This window comes from Streptomyces sp. NPDC086519 (assembly GCF_040686075.1).
In the GTDB taxonomy this organism is placed as follows: Bacteria; Actinomycetota; Actinomycetes; order Streptomycetales; family Streptomycetaceae; genus Streptomyces; species Streptomyces shenzhenensis.
On the sequence record NZ_JBFBJL010000028.1, the window covers coordinates 12,002 to 31,805 of the forward strand.

Below are 19,804 nucleotides of genomic sequence, written 5' to 3' on the forward strand. Positions count from 1 at the left end.
GGGGTTCGGTCAGGCCTGCGGGCCCGATTCGGTCATGCCGTGTACGGCCGGGATCGTGCCCAGGCGGCCCTTCTGGAAGTCCTCGAAGGCCTGCATGAGCTCGTCCTTGGTGTTCATGACGAACGGGCCGTAGTGGGCCATCGGCTCACGGATCGGCTGCCCGCCGAGGAGCACGACCTCCAGGTCCGGCGTGTGCGAGTCCTGCTTCTCGTCCGCGCGGACGGTCAGCGAGGAGCCGCTGCCGAAGACGGCGGTCTGGCCGAGGTGGATCGGGCGGCGCTCGGCGCCCACCGAGCCCTTGCCGGCCAGCACGTAGGCGAGTCCGTTGAAGTCCTCGCGCCAGGGCAGCGTGACCTCGGCGCCGGGGGCGAGCGTGGCGTGGATCATCGTGATCGGGGTGTGCGTGATGCCGGGGCCGGCCTGGCCGTCCAGCTCGCCCGCGATGACGCGCAGCAGCGCACCGCCGTCGGGGGAGGTCAGCAGCTGCACCTGGCCGCCGCGGATGTCCTGGTACCTCGGCGCCATCATCTTGTCCTTGGCCGGCAGGTTCACCCACAGCTGGAGGCCGTGGAAGAGACCGCCGGACATGACCAGGTGCTCCGGCGGGGCCTCGATGTGGAGGAGGCCCGAGCCCGCGGTCATCCACTGGGTGTCGCCGTTGGTGATCGTGCCACCGCCGCCCTGCGAGTCCTGGTGGTCGAAGATGCCGTCGATGATGTAGGTGACGGTCTCGAAGCCGCGGTGCGGGTGCCAGGGGGTGCCCTTGGGCTCGCCCGGCGCGTACTCCACCTCACCCATCTGGTCCATCATGATGAACGGGTCGAGGTGGCGGTAGTTGATCCCCGCGAACGCCCGGCGCACCGGGAAACCCTCACCCTCGAAACCGCTCGGCGCGGTCGTGACGGTGAGCACGGGGCGGGCCACCGCGTCGGCCGGGGCGGCCACTCGAGGCAGAGTGAGCGGGTTCTCGACAGTCACTGCAGGCATGTTGGCTCCTCCTTGTGCGCCCAGTTTAGTTGAGCGTTGAACTTTCTGCCACCCTCAACGGAGAAGGCCCGGAGGACATTCCCTCCGGGCCCGGTCATCCCCGATCGGTGGATCAGTTGCTGAAGTAGAGGTACTTCCACGCGCCGTACGTCGTGGAGTTCACGGAGTCGCCCGACGAGCCGTTGACGTACACCGAACGCACCCGCGCCCGGATCCCGGACTCACCCGGCGCCCCGAGGCGCACGCCCGACTTGCCGTTCGAGGCGACCGGGAAGTACTCGGAGTCCGTCGAGTACCACGTGCCCTGGTAGTAGACCTGGACGTCCAGGCGCTGCTCGCGGCCCGGGTAGTAGGTCATGGTCGTGGTGAGGACCGGGTCGGTGTTCTTGTGGAACCAGTAGTACGACGTCGAGCCGATCTTCGCCGTCTTGTAGTGCTTGGAGACGGCGGTGGAGACCTTGACCCGCGCGTACGCCGTGACCTTCGCGGTCTTCGGCGCGTAGCGGGCGTCCCCGTCGAAGACCGCGGAGACGGCCGTGTCGCGGGTCATGTCCACCCAGGCGGCGATGTTCCCGCGGGAGTCCACCTTGCCGGTCTTGATCAGCTTCTTCGGCTTGTCGCCGCCGAAGGGGTCCGCGTAGATCCTGACCGAACGGTTCTTGTACGTCGTCCCCAGGTGCGCGGTGAACTTGACGCCGGTGCCGTAGTTGTACAGCTTGCCGTTGTTGTTCAGGCTCAGGCCGGTCGCCGCGCGGGAGACCGCCACCTTGTCGGAGGCGGTGGCCGTGGTGTGCCCGGCGTCGCCCGCGTAGGTCACCTTGTACGTGACCGTGCCGCCGGCCGGCGGGGTGTCGGCGAAGGAGTAGGTGCCGTCCGCCTTGACCGTGACGGCGGCGAGCGTCTTGCCGCCGGGGCTCTCGATGTCGGTGCGGGTGACGGAGAGCCTGGCACCGGCGGGCAGCGGGACCGTCGCCGAGAGCTTGCCGGTGACGGTGAGCTTCTTGGCGCGGGGCGCCGAGCTCGGGGCGTTGACCGTGAGCGTCGGCACGTTGAGCGTCGGCTGGGTCAGGACCTTGAGCGTGTAGGAGCTGCCGTTCGGCGCCAGCGCGAAGATCCGCGAGGAGTCCGGCGCCCAGCGCAGGTTGCCGGTGGCGTAGTCGGTCGAGGTGCCGAGGCTGTAGGTGCGCAGCGGCTTGGTGGCGTCGGGCCGGTAGACGGCGACCTTGCCCGCGTTGAACTGGGCCACCAGCCCGTTCGGCGCGATGTCGGCACCCCACGCTCCGGGGTAGGAGCCGGCCTTGCTGAACTTGCCGTCCGTCCACGCGTCCCGGTCGGTGCCGTTGATCAGCACCTGGTCGGCGCCGGGGACGAGGTCGATGTCGGAGATGCCGCTGTTCAGGGTGTAGTCGCCGTCGTACCAGGCGGTGACCTTGGCGGTGCCGTCCGAGACGTCGAGGACGGCCATGGAGTCGGTGGAGATCCCGGTCTCCCCGACGGCCAGCAGGCCCGGCCGGGTCGGGTCGGTGTCCAGCAGCCCCTGGCCCCAGATGCCGACCGAGGTGCCCTCGGTGGGGAACTGCGTCATCGCGACCGGGTCGGTGCCGCCCGCCGGGTCCACCGTCGGGTCGATGGACCCGATGTCGCCGTCCCACTGGTCGCCGTAGGAGAACCACGCCTTGCCGCCGGCGAAGGCCAGGTGGCGGGGGCCGGTGTCGGTCGGGATGCTGTACGTCGTCTTCACGTCCAGCGTGGCCGGGTCGAGGGCGAGGACCTGGTGGGTGTTGGGCAGGGCCGCGTACAGGGTGGAGCCGTCGTCCGACAGGGCCAGGTCGCTGACGCTGCCGAGGCCGGAGTCCGAGTCGACGAGGGTGCCGTTGTAGTCGGAGGCGACGATCCTGCCGTTCGCCGCGTCGCCGACGAACACCCGCTGGAGGGCGCCGTCCACGACGAAACCGCCGATGTTGGTGACGGTGGTGGCAGCTGCCGAGGCGGTCCCCGCCGCCACGACGCTCAGCGCCGCCGAGCTGAAGACGACCGCGAGCGCCGTCGCGACCGAAGTGCTGCGCATGCGCACAGTGATGAAACCCCCAGTGAGAACCCGGGTTCGCCGGGTGGATGAGAGCGCCGCGCGGCACCCGTGCACGACCGCGGAAAGAGCGGTTGCGCGCGGGGCGCGGCTGCCAGAGGCAGCCTATGGCATGGCTGTGACAACCAGGGGGTGAGTTTCCGGCGGGCGGCCGCCGATGGACGCCGTCGAGCGTCCGCGGTCCGAGCGGGTCCGCCGCAGTCCGCTGCGGCCGGCAGAACCCCGAAGGGGGCGCGGGGCCGTATCCGGTATGCGGCTACCGCCGCGACGGGGGTCCCCGGGCTGAGGCGAAGCGGGGAACCCGGGGGAGCGACCGGCCACGACGGCAGCGCGGTCGGCAGGTCGCGGCACTTGCGGCGGAGCGTCCAAGCGGAGCGACTAGCCGTACATCCGCCGCATCGCGAAGTCGACCATCTGCTCGACCGCCTTCGCGTCGAAGACCATCCGGTGCTCGCCCTCCATGTCCAGGACGAAGCCGTAGCCGGTCGGGAGAAGGTCGATGACCTCGGCGCCGGTGATCACGAAGTACTTGGACTCCTTGCCCGCGTACCGGCGCAGTTCCTTCAGCGAGGTGAACATCGGGATCACCGGCTGCTGGGTGTTGTGCAGGGCCAGGAAGCCGGGGTTGTCGCCGCGCGGGCAGTACACCTTGGACGTGGCGAAGACCTGCTGGAAGTCCTCGGCCGTCACCTGCCCGGTGGTGAAGGCGCGCACCGCGTCCGCGAGCGAGGGCGGGGACGGCTCGGGGTAGAGCGGCGCCTGCTGGCCGTATCCGCCGAGACCGCCGGCCATCTGCTGCTGCGACGAGGCGTACTGCTGCTGAGCGGCCCCACCGTCCATGGGCTGGCCGTATCCATACATGCGCGCAAGCCTACCGAGACACGCGGCGTCCGCGAGAAGGTAGACCCTTCTCACACTTCACCTGAGGGGGTTGCGTCTTATTACCGACGGGTAGCATCATCGGAACTACTCGTTGGTATGTGAAAGCTTGCGCGAGGATCCAGTGCCTCGCCGATCCGGATACGGAGCCGTCACCATGGGGCACTACAAGTCCAACCTCCGCGACATCGAATTCAACCTGTTCGAAGTGCTCGGGCGCGACAAGCTGTACGGCACCGGCCCGTTCGCCGAGATGGACACCGACACCGCGAAGAGCATCCTCGAGGAGCTGACCCGGCTCGCGGAGAACGAGCTGGCGGAGTCCTTCGCGGACGCCGACCGCAACCCGCCGGTCTTCGACCCCGAGACGAACACGGCCCCGGTGCCGGCGTCCTTCAAGAAGAGCTACAAGGCCTTCATGGAGTCCGAGTACTGGCGGCTCGGCCTGCCCGAGGCCATCGGCGGCACGACGGCTCCCCCGTCCCTGATCTGGTCGTACGCGGAGCTGGTCCTCGGCTCGAACCCGGCCGTGTGGATGTACTCCTCCGGCCCGGCGTTCGCCGGCATCCTCTACGACGAGGGCAACGAGGTCCAGAAGAAGATCGCGCAGATCGCCGTGGAGCGGACCTGGGGTTCGACCATGGTGCTCACCGAGCCCGACGCGGGTTCGGACGTCGGCGCCGGCCGCACCAAGGCGGTCCAGCAGGAGGACGGCTCCTGGCACATCGAGGGCGTGAAGCGCTTCATCACCTCCGGTGAGCACGACATGGAGGAGAACATCCTCCACTACGTGCTGGCGCGCCCCGAGGGTGCCGGTCCGGGCACCAAGGGCCTGTCCCTCTTCCTCGTCCCGAAGTACCTGTTCGACTTCGAGACCGGCGAGCTGGGCGAGCGCAACGGCGTCTACGCGACGAACGTCGAGCACAAGATGGGCCTGAAGGCCTCCAACACCTGCGAGATGACCTTCGGCGACCGCCACCCGGCCAAGGGCTGGCTGATCGGCGACCGGCACGACGGCATCCGCCAGATGTTCCGGATCATCGAGTTCGCCCGCATGATGGTCGGCACGAAGGCCATCTCGACGCTGTCGACCGGCTACCTCAACGCGCTGGAGTACGCCAAGGAGCGCGTCCAGGGCCCCGACCTCGCGAACTTCATGGACAAGACCGCGCCGAAGGTCACCGTCACCCACCACCCCGACGTGCGCCGCTCGCTGATCACGCAGAAGGCGTACGCGGAGGGCATGCGCGCCCTCGTCCTCTACACGGCCTCCGTCCAGGACGCGATCGCCGTCAAGGAGGCGGCCGGCGAGGACGCGACGACGGAGCACGCGCTCAACGACCTGCTCCTGCCGATCGTGAAGGGCTACGGCTCCGAGAAGGGCTACGAGCAGCTCGCGCAGTCGCTGCAGACCTTCGGCGGCTCCGGCTTCCTCCAGGAGTACCCGATCGAGCAGTACATCCGCGACGCCAAGATCGACACCCTGTACGAGGGCACCACCGCGATCCAGGGCCAGGACTACTTCTTCCGGAAGATCGTCCGCAACCAGGGCGCGGCGCTGAACTCCCTCGCCGAGGACATCAAGAAGTTCCTGGCGCTGGGGACGGGCGGCGAGGAACTGGCGGGCGCCCGTGAGCACCTCGCGAAGGCGGCCGTCGAGCTGGAGGCCATCGTCGGCCTGATGCTGACCGACCTCGCGGCCACCGAGCAGGACGTCAGGAACATCTACAAGGTGGGCCTGAACACCACCCGCCTGCTGCTCGCCTCCGGTGACGTGGTCGTCGGCTACCTGCTGCTCAAGGGCGCCGCGATCGCCGCCGAGAAGCTGGAGACGGCCTCCAGCAAGGATGTGCCGTTCTACACCGGCAAGATCGCGGCGGCGAAGTTCTTCGCGGCCAACGTGCTGCCGGGCGTCACCCTGGCCCGCAAGGTCGCGGCCGACGTCGACCTCGACCTGATGGATCTGGACGAGGCGGCTTTCTGAGGATCCGACCCGCACAGGTTCCCCCCGCGGTGGCCCGCTCCTTCCCGGGAGCGGGCCACCGCGCGTCGTTAAGGTGAAGAACATGAGCGAACCCTCCCGCTTCGATCGCGGCCACACCGACGACCTGATGTCCTTCCTCGCGGCCGGTCCCACGCCGTACCACGCCGTGGCGAACGCCGCCGCCCGGCTGGAGAAGGCCGGTTTCCGGCAGGTCGCCGAGACGGACGCCTGGGACACGGAGACATCAGCGGCTTCCGCCGCGGGGTCGGGCGGCAGGTACGTGCTGCGCGGCGGCGCGATCATCGCCTGGTACGTCCCGGAGGGCGCCGCGCCCCACACGCCGTTCCGGATCGTCGGCGCCCACACCGACTCCCCGAACCTGCGGGTCAAGCCCCGCCCGGACTCCGGGGCGCACGGTTTCCGCCAGGTGGCCGTGGAGATCTACGGCGGACCGCTCATGAACTCCTGGCTCGACCGGGACCTGGGCCTGGCCGGACGGCTCAGCCTGCGCGACGGCTCCACCCGCCTCGTCGACGTGAACCGGCCGCTGCTGCGGGTGCCCCAGCTCGCCATCCACCTGGACCGTTCGGTCAGCACCGATGGCCTCAAGCTCGACCGGCAGCGCCACCTGCAACCGGTCTGGGGCCTCGGCGACGACGTCCGCGACGGCGACCTGATCGCCTTCCTGGAGCAGGAGGCGGGCTTGCCGGCCGGCTCGGTGACCGGCTGGGACCTGATGACCTACGCCGTGGAACCGCCCGCCTACCTGGGCCGCGACCAGGAGCTGCTGGCCGGCCCCCGGATGGACAACCTGCTCTCCGTGCACGCCGGCACGGCGGCCCTCGCGGCCGTCGCGGCGGGCGACGCGGAACTGCCGTACATCCCCGTCCTCGCCGCCTTCGACCACGAGGAGACCGGCTCCCAGTCCGACACCGGCGCGGACGGTCCGCTGCTCGGCAGCGTGCTGGAGCGCACGGTGCTGGCGCGCGGCGGGTCGTACGAGGACCGGGCGAGGGCCTTCGCGGGCACCGTCTGCCTCTCCTCCGACATGGGCCATGCCGTCCACCCCAACTACGCGGAGCGCCACGACCCGACGCACCAGCCGCGCGCGAACGGCGGCCCGATCCTCAAGGTCAACGTCAACAACCGCTACGCCACCGACGGTTCGGGCCGGGCGATCTTCGCCGCCGCCTGCGACAAGGCCGGGGTGCCCTTCCAGACCTTCGTCTCCAACAACTCGATGCCCTGCGGCACCACGATCGGCCCGATCACCGCGGCCCGCCACGGCATCCGGACCGTCGACATCGGCGCGGCCATCCTCTCCATGCACAGCGCCCGCGAACTGTGCGGCGCCGACGACCCGTTCCTGCTGGCGAACGCGCTGGTGGCGTTCCTGGAAGGGTAGTTGCGGGCAGCCGTACGGCGCGGCCGCACATGGCCCGTCCGCCCCTGGGTACCCGGTGTGAACCAAGCCACCGAACCTGAAGGGGAGGCAACGCTCATGGGTCTCGGCGGGTGCATCATCCTCATCGCCGTGGGGGCCATCCTCGCGTTCGCGACCGACTGGCACATGCAGGGCGTCAACCTCGACGTCGTGGGCCTGATCCTGATGGCCGTCGGCATCATCGGAGTCGCCACGTTCAGCAGCATCGCCCGGCGCCGCCGGGTCGTCGTGCCGCCGACGGCCGTGGTCGAGGAGGAACGGCACCATCACGGCCGTGACGGATACGGCGACGGGTACGGCGCGTAACGGACAGACAGATCAGACCGACCAGAGTGGTGGTAGTCACACTCACAGGGACATCACAGGCGATCGTGAGCAATCCGTTACAGGTTTCAACTACCAGAGTTGTACGGATTTCGTGAAGACTGAGAGCACCGATGGATCCGGAGGATCGGCTTCCGGATCCCTGCGGCCTTCACGACAGGGGGGTACCGAGCCGTGCGCCGTCATGCCGCGCGCCGTGCCCACGCCGCCCCGGAGGAAGCGGGCGCCCGCCCCAGACTCGCCGTCCTGATCCCGGCGCACAACGAGCAGGAACGTATCTCCGCCGCCATCGACGGCCTCTGGGAGCAGACCCGGCGCCCCGACCTCATCGTCGTCGTGACCGACAACTGCACCGACGACACGGCCGCCGTCGCCGTCGCCCACGGCGCCCGGGTCTTCCCCACCCAGGGCAACACCCACAAGAAGGCCGGCGCCCTCAACCAGGCCATCGCCTGGGTGCTGCCGCACCTGGACGACCGGGACCTGCTGCTCGTCCAGGACGCCGACACCGTCCTCAACCCCTGGTTCGTCGAGACCGCGATCGCCACCTTCAACCGCAAGGTCGGCGCGGTCGGCGGGGTCTTCTACGGCGAGGACGGCGGCGGCTTCCTCGGCCTGCTCCAGCGCATGGAGTTCCACCGCTACGCCTGGGAACTGGACCGCACCGGCGGCAAGGCCCAGGTCCTCACCGGCACCGGCACGATGTTCCGCGCCCGCGTGCTGCGCGAGGTCCGCGCGGCGCGCCGTTCCGGCGAACTCGGCGGCGGGAGCGGCTACTACAGCCTCGCCTCGCTCACCGAGGACGACGAGATGACCAAGGCGGTCAAGACCCTCGGCTACCGGGCGATGTCCCCGGCGGGCTGCGCGGTCACCACCGAGGTCATGCCGACGCTCCCCAAACTCTGGCACCAGCGGCTGCGGTGGCAGCGCGGCGCCCTGGAGAACCTCCGCGACTACGGCTGGACCCGGGTCACCGCCCGCTACTTCCTCCAGCAGTTCCTGATGGGCTTCGGCGCGCTCTCCTTCCTGATCTACCTGACCTACATGGCCACGTACACCACCCTGTACGGCTGGCCCGGCTTCTCGCCGTTCTGGACGGCGATCGGCCTGATCTTCGTGGTCGAGAAGACCGTCTCGGTACGGCGGGCGGGGCCGAAGGCCGTCCTGGTCGCCGCGCTGATGGTCCCGGAGATGCTCTACGACCTCTTCCAGCACGCCGTCTACTTCACCTCGCTGTGGGGGCTGATACGCCGCAGCGAGGAGAAGTGGGTGGCGACGTGAGCCCGTTGCCGGGCGACCGCACCGACCCTGCCCCCCACATGTCACCCCTCGGAGGAGAAGCACGATGTACGGACGAGTGATCGGCGCGGGCACGGTGGGCGCCGGGGGCGCGACCCTGGCCGCCACCGGGCTGTGGATCAACAGCATGGCGATAGTGGTGGCGGCCACGACCCTGGTGGCGGCCGGCGTGGCGCTGTTCAAGCTGGCTCCCCGCAGGCGGTAGCCGGCCGTAGTCCGGCTGCGGGCGGGTGGGGGCCGCGCGCCCACGCGGCGGCAGCCGCAAGTCGACACGGCCCCGCCGCCCCCTACGGGGCGCTGCGCCTAGGCGTCCTGATCCATACCGGCCAGGACAAGAGGAAGCCGGCTCGCCGCACCCTCCGTGATCCGCACCGGCACCCCCCAGTCCTGCTGGTGCACGTGGCAGGCCGGATATTCGTTCGCCTCGTCGTCGTCGCAGGACGCCGCCATCGCCGAGACATGCAGGACGCCCTCGCCGATCGCCGGGTTCAGGTCCAGGTCTCTCGACAGGTCGGTGTCGGCGCCCTCGCCCTTGAGAAGCAGCTCGGGCGGGGTCGAGGAGACCAGGAGGCGGGTCGACGGGCCGTAACGCGTGTCGAGCTTCTGGCCCGCCGGGGCCTGGAAGATCACGTCCAGGCGGAGCCCGCCGGGAGCGACCTCGGTCGCCGCGCGCCGGGTGCGGTGGGCGACCGACTCCACCCGGACCGCCTCCTCGGGCAGCCGCAGCCGGGTCAGGCGGTGGCGGGCCGACTCGACCACCACGATGTCGTCGCCCGCCAGCACCGCGTCGCTCGGCTCTCTCAGGTCCGTCGCCAGCGTGGTGACCTCGCCGGTCGCCGGGTCGTAGCGGCGCAGCGCGTGGTTGTAGGTGTCGGACACCGCGACCGAGCCGTCGGGCAGGGCCGTCACGCCCAGCGGGTGCTGGAGCAGGGCCTGGCCGGCCGCGCCGTCCCGGTGGCCGAAGTCGAAGAGGCCGGTGCCCACGGCCGTGTGGACATGGCCGTCCAGGCCGACCCAGCGCAGGGCGCTCGTCTCGGAGTCGGCGACCCAGAGCCGGTCGGCGGTGGCCGCGAGACCGGACGGCTGCGCGAACCAGGCCTCGGCCGGCGGCCCGTCGACCAGTCCCTCGTTGGTGGTGCCGGCGGCGACCGCCACCGTTCCTCCCCCCGAGCCGAAAGCCTGGGAGGTGCCCCCGTCCGGGTCGTACGCCCACAACTGGTGCACACCCGCCATGGCGATCCACACCCGGCCGCCGAAGACCGCCACGTCCCAGGGGGAGGACAGGTCGATCTCGCGGGCCGGACCGGAGGTCGGGGAGCCCTGCCACCACTGGCGGCCGGTGCCGGCGAGAGTGGTCACCCGACCGGTGGCGAGGTCGAGGCGGCGCAGGGCGTGGTTGACGGTGTCGGCGACGACCACCGAGCCGTCGTCGAGGAGCGCGAGGCCCTGCGGCTCGTTGAAGGAGGCGGTGTCCGCCGGGCCGTCGACGAGACCGCGCGTGCCGGAGCCGAACCGCCGTACGACCGTCTCCGCGTCGTCGGCCAGCTCCACCAGCTGGTGCCGGGTGGTGTCGCTGACCAGGAAGTTCCCCGAGGGCAGCAGCAGGGCCTTGCCGGGGAAGCGCAACGCGGTCGGCTCGGGCTCCGGCGGCACGTACGGGCCGTCGCCGCGCCGCAGGGTGCCCTTCGCCTCGTGCTCCGCCTCCAGCTCCTCGACCAGCCGCGCGATCGCGTGCGCGTGGCCCTCGCCGGCGTGCTGGGCGACGACGTACCCCTCGGGGTCGATGACGACCAGGGTCGGCCAGGCCCGGACCGCGTACTGCTTCCAGGTGGCGAGCTCCGGGTCGTCCAGCACCGGGTGCTCCACGCCGTACCGCTCCACGGCGTCGACGACCGCCTGGTGCTCGGCCTCGTGCACGAACTTGGGCGAGTGCACCCCGATGATCACCACGGTGTCCCGGTGCTGCTCCTCCAGCTCGCGCAGCTCGTCCAGGACGTGCAGGCAGTTGATGCAGCAGAAGGTCCAGAAGTCTACGACGACACACTTACCTCGCAGGTCGGCAAGGGAGAGATTTTCGCCGCCGGTGTTGAGCCAGCCACCCTTGCCGATCAGCTCGGGGGCGCGAACGCGTGCACGTGAAGCCATACCTGCATCCAACCGCATCGGGCTGTGGAGACATTCCAGGGGGAAGAATCTGTCTGCCGCGTGGGAGGTCAGGGTCGGGTGTGGCCCTGGATCACGTCCTTGAGGTCAGGGACATGGCCGAAGATCGCGCCGGTGGTGATCCCCAGTCGGCGGGCGATGCCGTCGAAGCCCAGGGGATTGCCAGGAAGGAGCGCCCGAATCTCGGCCAGGAGGTCGGGCGTCATCAGCGGGGGAGTTTCGGCTGTCCCGAAGAGCGTGAGGTCGCTCCACTCGATTCCGGCCGGAAGCACAGGCCATGGTCTGCTGATGTGGAAGTAGTCCCGGTGCGCGAGGTTCAACACGTGGTCAGGGTGTCCGAGCGCCTTCAGTACGTCGTGGTGCTGTGCTTGGGCCCAGACGTAACCGCTCGCGAGTCCGTCCACATCTCTGTCTGCCGGGTCCACGGGGTCGTTCGCAAGGGCGGAGGCCAACAAGGAGTGGTCGACCGGCCCGACGGCGAAGTCCAGGAAGGCCGTCGGATCCGCTCCAATGGGCTCAGGCTTGGCCCAGGGGTCGAACTCCTCACCGTCGCTGTCCTCCGTCCCGTTGACGTCCGGCCAGGAATGGTAGGAGTGGACGAGCCTTCCGTCGCGGGACACCTCCATCTCCAGCGTGTCCGAGTCGTAGACGAAGGTGGCGAGCACGGGCATCCCCAGCCGCTCGCTGATCGGGCCGGCCAGGGCGAAGGAGTTGTTGCCCTCGATAGATCGGTCCGGGTAGATCAAGCAGAATCGTGGGCCTGCTGAGACTCCGTAACCAGCGGCACAGAGCTCACTGACCGTTGGAGCCACGTGCGCCAGCGGGGCCGGCACCAGTAGATTTCCGTTCGACGCCACGCTGTCACCTCCCGGGTCACCGGAGACTACGCTGTGGACGGGCAGACGGACCACCGAAATCAGACCTTGGCCCAGGCTGGTCGACAGTTAGTGGAGCTGCAAAGCCCGAGGTGTCAGCTTTCTGCGCGTCTCAGAAACCGCCGAATGTAGCCGAGCCGATCTGCCCCGGGCAGACCCCCTGGTCGTAATTTTGCGGCGATGTACGGGGGCATGGGGGCCGGGTCCCTGGGACGTCTTCGCGCAGAGATTGACTCACCCCCCTGTGTCCAGACATGAGAAGGGCCGCTCACCACGATGGGCAGACGATCTCTCAAGTCGGGCCGAGTCACTCCGTGTCGGCAACCGCCCGGTACAGCGTCGCGCGGGACACATTGAGCGCCTTGGCAATGGCCGTGACGCTCTCTCCCTTGGCCTTACGCGCCTTGGCCGCAGCGAGCTTGTCAGCATCCATGACAGTGGGCCGCCCGCCGGTTCGACCTTGAGCCTTAGCAGCGTCCAGCCCGGCGCGGGTCCGCTCAACGATCATGTCTCGCTCAAGCTCAGCAAAGGCAACCATCATCGTGAAGAAGAACTTGCCCTCACCCTTCGGGGAGTAGCTTCCGGCCAGCGTGCCGGTCAGAATCCGCAGGGCAATCCCCCGGGCGTGCAGGTCCTCGGCGATCGTGAGCACGTCCTTGGTGGAACGGCCCAACCGGTCCAACTTCCACACGGTGAGGGTGTCACCCTCCCGCATGCAGTCGAGAGCAGCGAGCAGCCCGGCACGGTCGGCGTTCCTACCGGACGCCTTGTCCTCGAAGATACGGGCGCATCCTGCCTCAGCGAGAGCGTCCGCCTGAAGCTGCGCATCCTGCGCGTTGGTGCTGACTCGCTGGTAGCCGATCAGCGTGCCCGTGTTCGTCGCCATGACCTGATCGTCTCAAAACTCGTCTCACAACACCACGGGTTTCGAACATGTTTTGAGACGGGTTTTGAACACTCCGATGTCCCGTTTGCTCTACCGGCCCACAGCGTCTCAATAACCATCGTTTGATAGACGGCCGGACAGTGCTCACTCACAGTGCTGTGGCTACCATCCGAAGCCATGGAGACCACTCGTCCATCAGTTGATCCTTCTTCGATGCATTGCAGAGCAGGCAGACCACGCGCATGTTCGCGACTGTCGAGAGACCGCCCCGCGATATGGGGATCAAGTGATCAATCACACCCCCTTCAGGCAGCGGGGCAGAACAGTGGAAACACCCGGCATCCCCGTGCGCCTCACGTACGCGACGCTGAATGGTGACCCGGCGCGCCACGGTGCGCTGCATCTTCTGGCATGAACGGCACACCCCGTCAAGGAACTTGAGGAGCATGGGCTTGCCGCAGCGACGGCACGGTACCGGCTCAGGCTTGGTGCGGGCACGCTTACGGATGTACTCAGCAGCGCGACGGCACGTGTCAGAGCAATAGGTACGATCACGGCCACTCGATAGACCCACGGGCTTCGAGCACTTCGGCCCCTGGCACGACTTGCGGGCTGCCTCTTCCCTTTCGCGCTCCGCCCGCTTACGACGCTCAGCCTGGCACGACGCGTCCACCTCCTCAGCGCAGCGCAGACAGTACAGCGCCCAGAAGGCCCGACCGTGCGGTTCATTACAGCGGTGGCACCGTGGAACGCAGCGGCAGCACGGGCTACCTCACGCGCGCGACGGGCGGCCACCTGCAACCGGGCTGATTCAACACACAGACTCGCGCCGCATGTGCTGCGACCCTTACGGGGGCGTGGAGCGCCACACTCCGAACACGTGGCGCGCGACTCATCAAGGGCCGACAATCAAGATCACCCTTCTATTCTTGTTGATCATGAAGGGTTCCGGCGAAGGCGCCACAGGCCGGTAGCCGCAAGGGGCGGGGCAGGGCTCCGGGCATGGGGCAAAGAAGCAAAGCAGGGGTTTGCGGGCCCCACCCCCCGAGCGCCACTGCGTCATACCGCCGACGAAACCCGAACCGAAGTGCGACACCGTGCCCGACTCTAGACACAGCCGACGACCACTCCTCAGGGAGGGCACACACCCAGGAGTGCCGAACGGTCCGCCGCCGAGGTTTCCGACAACGGGCCGTGAATGGCGCTCAGAGGGGCGTCTACTCGCTGACGTCCGCCCACTCGATCGTTACGCGTTCCTCGCCAACGAAACGGGCACCCCGCCTGCCCTTGCTGACCACCACACGGTCTATCGCCAAGGTCAGCCGGTCGCGTCGGTCAGGGACCTCGGAGACTTCCCACGCCTCCCGCAACAGCTCACCGTCCAGCATCGGCGTGATGTCCACAGCCGGTGTCGGCAGCTTCTCCAAATTGGCGCGCAGTCCCTCGATGCGCCCCCGCAGGCGAGCGGCAAGTCGGTTGTACCGCTCCACGGCCTCCGGCCCGTCGAACTCACCACGGACATACCTGGCGTCCTCCAAGTCGACGAGCCGTGCCTCTTCGTCACTGATCTCAGCGGTGATGGCGTCCCGCTTGGCGAACGTCTCAGGATCCGCGCGGTGGACCCACCTGTCCTCGATGGCGGCAAGCAGCGGATCATCCGGCTCAAGCGCGGGCAGTCGCGTAAGAAACCGCTCGGTCACGTACCCGTCCACTAGCTCAGCGAGAGCCGATGCACCCGGGCACTGGTTGCCGGCTCGGCGCGCCATGCATTGGTACGAACCGCCGACGCGATGCATGCGGCGTCCGCATCCGGGCACACCGCAGAAGATCAGACCCGTGAGTAGCGCGGAACCCTGCGGCTTGGGACGCCTCTTGCCAGCATGCGGATAGGTGCGCGATTCCAGTTGCTTGGCGATCAGCTCTCGTTCCCCGACCGTGATGATGCCCTCGCCGATCGAGACCGTGTCCAGCGTCTCAGGATCGCGATACGGAACGACCCGACTGCCGTACTTGCGGGTGCCGTCCGCTGCTTCGGTGTACTCGGTCTGAGGCATCAGCCCGGCGAACGCCGGGGAGCGAAGAAGCTGCATGATGCTCGCCGCGTTCCACTGGCCACCGCGCGGGGACTCTATTTCGTGGCTGTTGAGCAGCCGGGCGATGTTGACCAGCGAGGTACCGGCCAGCGCCTCGTCCGCTATCAGGCGGGCGCACACGGCCGTCTCAGGGTTGGGGATCAGTTGCTTGGTGCTGGGATCGACCGCAAGCCCGTAAGGCGGCTGACCGCCGATCCACTGCCCCTTGGAGCGCAGGTACCGCTTTGCGTTGCTGACGCGGGTGCCGATGTTGCGCGACTCCGAGCGGGCAAGCTCAGCAAGCAGAGCGATCGTGACTCGGGCGCTGTCGTTCGACGTGTCGAGTCCGTCCACCACCGAGACGAGCCGTCCGCCAACGCCGGAAATGCTGTCGAGAGCGGCACCGACTTCCCCGATGCCCTTACGGGAGAGCCTGTCGAGCTTCCAGACCAGCAGCGTGCCCACGACACCAGCCGTGACGGCTGCCAGCGCGGCGTCGAAACCCTCGCGAGTGACCGACTTGTAGCCGGAGCGCCCACGGTCAATGTGGACCTTGCGCACGGTGAGCCCGTTGCGTTCCGCCCACGCCCGGCAGTCGGCTTCCTGGCGCTCGATGGCGGTCTTGCCGTCCCTGTCCAGCGACAGGCGTAGGTACAGGTCGGCAAGCGTGTGATGGTGCACGGCGTCCTCCGGAAGTTCAGTGCACCGCAGTGAACTTCCAGAAGTCCAGGATGACGATGCGCCCGCGCAGGTCCGCGAGGGTGTACTGCTTGTCGCCGGTGTTCAGCCAGCCGCCCTTGCCGGTCAGCTCGGGGGCACGGACACGTGCGCGTCGGGGTGCGGAGTGGGTCATGGCTCCAAGGGTGCCACCTGTCTCCGACAGCCGTTCAGACGCCTGTGGACAAGCCCGCAGGCGCCTGCGACGAGCGGCTCTCAGTCCTGGTGGACCACGTCCGTGCCGGGGCCGCCGGAGAGGGTGTCCCTGCCGGCTCCGCCGTACAGCTTGTCGTTTCCGCTGTTGCCGTACAGCTTGTCGTTCCCGCTGTTGCCGTACAGCACGTCGTTGCCCGTGCCGCCGTACAGGGTGTCGTTGCCGGTACCGCCGGTGATCGTGTCGTTGCCGGCGTCGCCGGACAGGTACTGGGCCCCGTTGCCGCCGTGCAGCTTGTCGTCGCCCTTGCCGCCCTGGACGATGTTGTCTCCGCCGCTCGCGTTGATCGTGTCGTTGCCGTCGCCGCCCCAGGCCAGGCCCTCCGCGCCGACGGTGACGGTGTCGTTGCCCGCGTCGCCCGAGACGTAGGCACCGTCGAGGCGGCCGGAGTCGGTGGCCTTGTCGTTGCCCGTGCCGAGCGAGATCTGCGCGTAGAAATAGACCTGGTCGGTGGCGTTCTTGTAGGCGAGCGTGTCGTCGCGGTCGCCGAGGCTCACGATCAGCGCGGCGTACGGGTCCTGGCTGTCCACGAAGGCGACCTTGCAGGAGACCTTGGTGTGGTCCGCGCTGTCGGGATAGGTGCAGCCGTGGCCCGCGGTGATCGGGACGACGTCGTCGATCACATAGGCGATGCCCGTACGGTCCGCGGTGAGGGACGCGGTGACCGCGGCCTTGTTGGCCTGACCGGCGGCGGCCTTGTAGGTGAGCTGCCAGTCGTACTGGTTGACCGAGGCGGTGGCGGTGGACGTGGCCGCGGCGGCGGTGCCGGCCAGGGCGACCGGCGCGGCCAGAGCCGTGCCGAGGGCGAGGGCCGCAACGGCCGTGCGTACGCGGGATATACGTGTCATACGAGGTACCTCCGAGAGGAACGGGAGCGCACGGATCGTTCGTGAGGGCTTGCGTACCGTTCGACTCGGAACCCCCGCCCGTGGTTGGGCGGCATGCGCACCCGTACGGAAAGTTCACCTGCGAGACACCTGTCCGCCTGACGGTTCGGTCGGCCGAACAGTGATGTCCGGCGCCCGGCGGGGAACGGTAGCGGTATGAGATTCCTGGTACGCGACCGGCTCCTCGGCTTCGGCGAGGACTACTGGATCGAGGACGAGCACGGCGACAAGGTGTTCCTCGTCGACGGCAAGGCCATGCGGGTGCGCGACACGTTCGAGCTGAAGGACCGGCACGGGCGCGTGCTCGTCGACATCCACCAGAAGATGTTCGCCCTGCGCGACACCATGGTGCTCGAACGCGAGGGCGAGCCCCTGGCGACCATCAGGCGCAAGCGGCTGTCCCTGCTGCGCAACCACTACCGGGTCCATCTGGCCGACGGCACCGAACTCGACGTCAGCGGCAAGATCCTCGACCGGGAGTTCGCCGTCGAGTACGACGGTGAGCTGCTGGCCGTGGTCTCCCGGCGCTGGCTGCACGTGCGGGAGACCTACGGCGTCGACGTCGTCCGGGACGACGCGGACCCGGCGCTGCTGATCGCGGTGGCGGTGTGCGTGATCCACCTCGCCGGCAAGGAGCGGGAGGGGGACTGACGGACGTACGGCTAGCGGCGCGGGGGCGCAAGGCCCAGGAGGCGGTCCTTGAGGGCCGGGAACTGTTCGCGGGTCGCGGCGACCCTGGCCGGGTCCAGGTCGACGGTCAGGATCTCCTCGCCGGCGCCCGCCTCGGCCAGCACCTCGCCCCACGGATCCACCACGATCGAGTGACCCGCCTGCGGAACTCCGGCGTGCGTCCCGGCCGTTCCACACGCGAGCACGAACGCCTGGTTCTCGACCGCCCGCGCCTGGGCCAGCAGCGTCCAGTGCGCCCGTCGCCGTTCGGGCCAGCCCGCCGAGACCAACAGCGTCTCCGCGCCGGCGTCGACGAGTCCGCGGAAGAGTTCGGGGAAACGGAGGTCGTAGCAGGTGGCCACGCCAAGCGTGGTCTCGGGCAGCCGGACCGTCACCAGTTCCTGTCCCGCGCCCATCAGCACCGCCTCGCCCTTGTCGAAGCCGAAGCGGTGGATCTTGCGGTAGGCAGCGGCCAGCTCACCGGAGGGGGAGAAGACGAGAGCCGTGTTGTAGAGGGGGCCGTCCCCCGCGGCGGAGCCGCTGTCGGCCGGAGCCCGTTCGGGGATGGAGCCGGCGTGCAGCCAGACACCCGCGTCGCTCGCCGCCTTCGCCATCGCCTCGTACGTCGGGCCTTCGAGCGGCTCGGCCTCCGTGGCGAACCGCTCGTAGGCGAACGCGCCCGTCGTCCACAGTTCGGGCAGCACGACGAGATCGGCATCCGCCTGCTCGCGCACCAGTGCGGTCACGCGCTGCCGACGAGATTCGGCCGATTCGCCCTCGTTTACATCGATCTGGATGAGCGAGGCGCGCACACTACCACCGTCCTGGCATTCGAGCCGTTCACACGGGCCTACGATCGTCACACGAAAGCACTGCCGGGGTGCCTCACAGCAGCGTAACTTAGCGTCTCAAGACACCCGCCGACAGCAGCCACCGCCCACTGGCAGCGCCGCCACCACCTGCCCGAGTACCGACCGCCGAGGGGTCCCGTTCCGTGAGTCTGCATCCCACCCTCCAGCCCTACGCCGACGCCTGGACCCACTCCATCGAAGCGATAACCGAGCTGGTGACGCCGCTTGTCGAGGGCGAGTGGAACCGGCGGACACCGTGCCCGGGCTGGTCGGTGCGGGACGTGGTCTCCCACGTCATCGGCCTGGACTGCGAGATGCTCGGCGACCCGCGCCCCATCCACGCCCTGCCGCGTGACCTCTTCCACGTCACCAACGACCAGCAGCGCTACATGGAGATGCAGGTCGACGTCCGCCGCCACCACACGGCGCCGGAGATGACCTCCGAGCTGGAGTACGTGATCATCCGCCGCAACCGCCAGCTGCGGAACGAGTCGCGGGACCCGGGCGCCAAGGTGCGCGGTCCGCTCGGCACCGAACTCACCCTCGAAGAGTCCATGCGCGGCCACGCGTTCAACGTGTGGGTGCACGAGCAGGATCTGCGGGCCGCCCTCGGGCGCCCCGGCAACCTCGACTCCCCCGGCGCCCACATCGCCCGTGACGTGCTGCTCGGCGAGCTGCCCGCCGTCGTCGCCGAGAAGTCGAACGCACCGCGCAGTTCGGCGGTCGTCTTCGACGTGCACGGCCCCGTCGAGTTCCTGCGCACCATCCGCATCGACATCCAGGGCCGCGGCACCCTCGAAACGGTCCCCGCCCTCGGCCCCGCCGCCACCTTCGTCCTGGACTGGGAGACCTACGTCCGCCTGGCCTGCGGCCGCACCACCCCGGAGGCGGTCGCGGACCGGGTGAAGGCGGAGGGCGACCCGGAGCTGACGGCGGCGGTCCTGCGCAACTTCACGGTCACGCCGTAAGAATCGGGAAAGAAACGGGAGCCGGGTGCGCCGGTAGTCCAGTGCCCCGCGGCGGCCGTCGCGACCTGTCTTTCCCCGCATGACCACAGCCACCGCATCGCGGGACGGCCTCCCGCCCCGCCTCACCCGGCTCGCCTTCCACGGCCCGCGCTCCGAGGCCCGCGCGGCCGCGACGGTACGGCGCCTCGCGGGCCCGCGGCCCGGCAGCGTGCTGGACGGTGGCTGCGGCTGGGGCGAGTTGCTGCTCCGGCTGCTGACGGCCCTACCGCAGGCGCGGGGCGTCGGGGTGGACGTGAACGCGGCGGACCTGGAGCGGGGCGGCGGGCCGCGCGGGCTCGGGGGCTTGCCGACCGGGTGGAGTTCGCCGAGGAGCCGGCGGTGGGCACCGGCCGGGGCCCGGCCGGCGTGGTGCTGTGCGGCTGGCGGCCAATCCCGGCCACCCCTGGCGACGGAGACCCACGAACGCCTCGACGCCCACCGCGCGGCCTGGCTGACGTAC

General features: G+C 69.2%; 18 protein-coding genes and 1 pseudogene. 8 read left to right on the forward strand and 11 right to left on the reverse strand.

Features of this window, described 5'->3' with window-relative positions:
- Positions 1-9: 9 nt before the first annotated feature.
- From AB0P24_RS25615 to AB0P24_RS25625, 3 genes are all read right to left on the reverse strand, one after another.
- Positions 10-987 (reverse strand): pirin family protein, encoded by a 978-nt coding sequence (locus tag AB0P24_RS25615; protein WP_365797771.1) that lies wholly within the window; start codon positions 985-987, stop codon positions 10-12.
- 112 nt (positions 988-1,099) lie between these two features.
- Positions 1,100-3,055, reverse strand: coding sequence for an Ig-like domain repeat protein (locus tag AB0P24_RS25620; RefSeq protein WP_365797773.1), 1,956 nt, complete (start codon positions 3,053-3,055; stop codon positions 1,100-1,102).
- A gap of 396 nt (positions 3,056-3,451) precedes the next feature.
- Entirely contained in the window at positions 3,452-3,934 is a 483-nt protein-coding gene (locus tag AB0P24_RS25625) for an SseB family protein (RefSeq protein WP_181805049.1), read from the reverse strand.
- 175 nt (positions 3,935-4,109) lie between these two features.
- On the opposite strand from AB0P24_RS25625, the gene AB0P24_RS25630 reads away from it, so the two are divergent.
- The 5 genes from AB0P24_RS25630 to AB0P24_RS25650 all read left to right on the forward strand — a co-directional run bounded on the left by AB0P24_RS25630 (position 4,110) and on the right by AB0P24_RS25650 (position 9,208).
- Entirely contained in the window at positions 4,110-5,936 is a 1,827-nt protein-coding gene (locus AB0P24_RS25630) for an acyl-CoA dehydrogenase (RefSeq protein ID WP_365797775.1), read from the forward strand.
- An 82-nt stretch (positions 5,937-6,018) separates the two neighbouring features.
- Positions 6,019-7,341: a M18 family aminopeptidase gene (locus tag AB0P24_RS25635; RefSeq protein WP_365797777.1), complete on the forward strand. Its 1,323-nt coding sequence runs from the start codon at positions 6,019-6,021 to the stop codon at positions 7,339-7,341.
- A 96-nt stretch (positions 7,342-7,437) separates the two neighbouring features.
- Positions 7,438-7,686: a DUF6458 family protein gene (locus AB0P24_RS25640; RefSeq protein WP_181805046.1), complete on the forward strand. Its 249-nt coding sequence runs from the start codon at positions 7,438-7,440 to the stop codon at positions 7,684-7,686.
- Between the two features lie 192 nt (positions 7,687-7,878).
- On the forward strand, positions 7,879-8,985 hold the full coding sequence (locus tag AB0P24_RS25645) for a glycosyltransferase family 2 protein (protein ID WP_365797779.1): 1,107 nt from the start codon (positions 7,879-7,881) through the stop codon (positions 8,983-8,985).
- A 64-nt stretch (positions 8,986-9,049) separates the two neighbouring features.
- Positions 9,050-9,208 (forward strand): hypothetical protein, encoded by a 159-nt coding sequence (locus AB0P24_RS25650; RefSeq protein ID WP_365797781.1) that lies wholly within the window; start codon positions 9,050-9,052, stop codon positions 9,206-9,208.
- A gap of 98 nt (positions 9,209-9,306) precedes the next feature.
- Here the strand turns inward: AB0P24_RS25650 and AB0P24_RS25655 are convergent, their stop codons facing one another.
- The 7 genes from AB0P24_RS25655 to AB0P24_RS25685 all read right to left on the reverse strand — a co-directional run bounded on the left by AB0P24_RS25655 (position 9,307) and on the right by AB0P24_RS25685 (position 16,778).
- Entirely contained in the window at positions 9,307-11,148 is a 1,842-nt protein-coding gene (locus tag AB0P24_RS25655) for a thioredoxin-like domain-containing protein (RefSeq protein WP_365797783.1), read from the reverse strand.
- 68 nt (positions 11,149-11,216) lie between these two features.
- Entirely contained in the window at positions 11,217-12,077 is an 861-nt protein-coding gene (locus AB0P24_RS25660; protein WP_365797785.1) for a hypothetical protein, read from the reverse strand.
- A 271-nt stretch (positions 12,078-12,348) separates the two neighbouring features.
- Positions 12,349-12,927 (reverse strand): recombinase family protein, encoded by a 579-nt coding sequence (locus AB0P24_RS25665; RefSeq protein ID WP_365797787.1) that lies wholly within the window; start codon positions 12,925-12,927, stop codon positions 12,349-12,351.
- A 148-nt stretch (positions 12,928-13,075) separates the two neighbouring features.
- The gene (locus AB0P24_RS25670) at positions 13,076-13,375 is read right to left on the reverse strand and encodes an HNH endonuclease (RefSeq protein ID WP_365797789.1); all 300 of its coding nucleotides are present in this window, start codon (positions 13,373-13,375) and stop codon (positions 13,076-13,078) included.
- A 769-nt stretch (positions 13,376-14,144) separates the two neighbouring features.
- Positions 14,145-15,680 carry a recombinase family protein gene (locus AB0P24_RS25675; protein ID WP_365797791.1) on the reverse strand — a complete coding sequence of 512 codons (1,536 nt, stop codon included), beginning with the start codon at positions 15,678-15,680 and terminating at the stop codon, positions 14,145-14,147.
- A 16-nt stretch (positions 15,681-15,696) separates the two neighbouring features.
- Complete coding sequence (locus AB0P24_RS25680; protein ID WP_365797793.1) at positions 15,697-15,852, reverse strand: hypothetical protein; 156 nt, start codon at positions 15,850-15,852, stop codon at positions 15,697-15,699.
- An 80-nt stretch (positions 15,853-15,932) separates the two neighbouring features.
- On the reverse strand, positions 15,933-16,778 hold the full coding sequence (locus AB0P24_RS25685; RefSeq protein ID WP_365797795.1) for a calcium-binding protein: 846 nt from the start codon (positions 16,776-16,778) through the stop codon (positions 15,933-15,935).
- A 195-nt stretch (positions 16,779-16,973) separates the two neighbouring features.
- Between AB0P24_RS25685 and AB0P24_RS25690 the strand changes: the two genes are divergently transcribed.
- Positions 16,974-17,468 carry an LURP-one-related family protein gene (locus AB0P24_RS25690; RefSeq protein ID WP_365797797.1) on the forward strand — a complete coding sequence of 165 codons (495 nt, stop codon included), beginning with the start codon at positions 16,974-16,976 and terminating at the stop codon, positions 17,466-17,468.
- An 11-nt stretch (positions 17,469-17,479) separates the two neighbouring features.
- Here the strand turns inward: AB0P24_RS25690 and AB0P24_RS25695 are convergent, their stop codons facing one another.
- The gene (locus AB0P24_RS25695; RefSeq protein ID WP_365797799.1) at positions 17,480-18,298 is read right to left on the reverse strand and encodes a carbon-nitrogen family hydrolase; all 819 of its coding nucleotides are present in this window, start codon (positions 18,296-18,298) and stop codon (positions 17,480-17,482) included.
- Between the two features lie 182 nt (positions 18,299-18,480).
- Here AB0P24_RS25695 and AB0P24_RS25700 point away from each other — a divergent pair, with 182 nt between their 5' ends.
- Together AB0P24_RS25700 and AB0P24_RS25705 are read left to right on the forward strand one after the other, a co-directional pair.
- Positions 18,481-19,305 carry a maleylpyruvate isomerase family mycothiol-dependent enzyme gene (locus tag AB0P24_RS25700; protein WP_365797801.1) on the forward strand — a complete coding sequence of 275 codons (825 nt, stop codon included), beginning with the start codon at positions 18,481-18,483 and terminating at the stop codon, positions 19,303-19,305.
- Positions 19,306-19,384: 79 nt separating this feature from the next.
- A pseudogene (locus AB0P24_RS25705) lies at positions 19,385-19,722 on the forward strand (methyltransferase domain-containing protein); the annotation flags it as partial.
- Between the last annotated feature and the right edge of the window lie 82 nt (positions 19,723-19,804).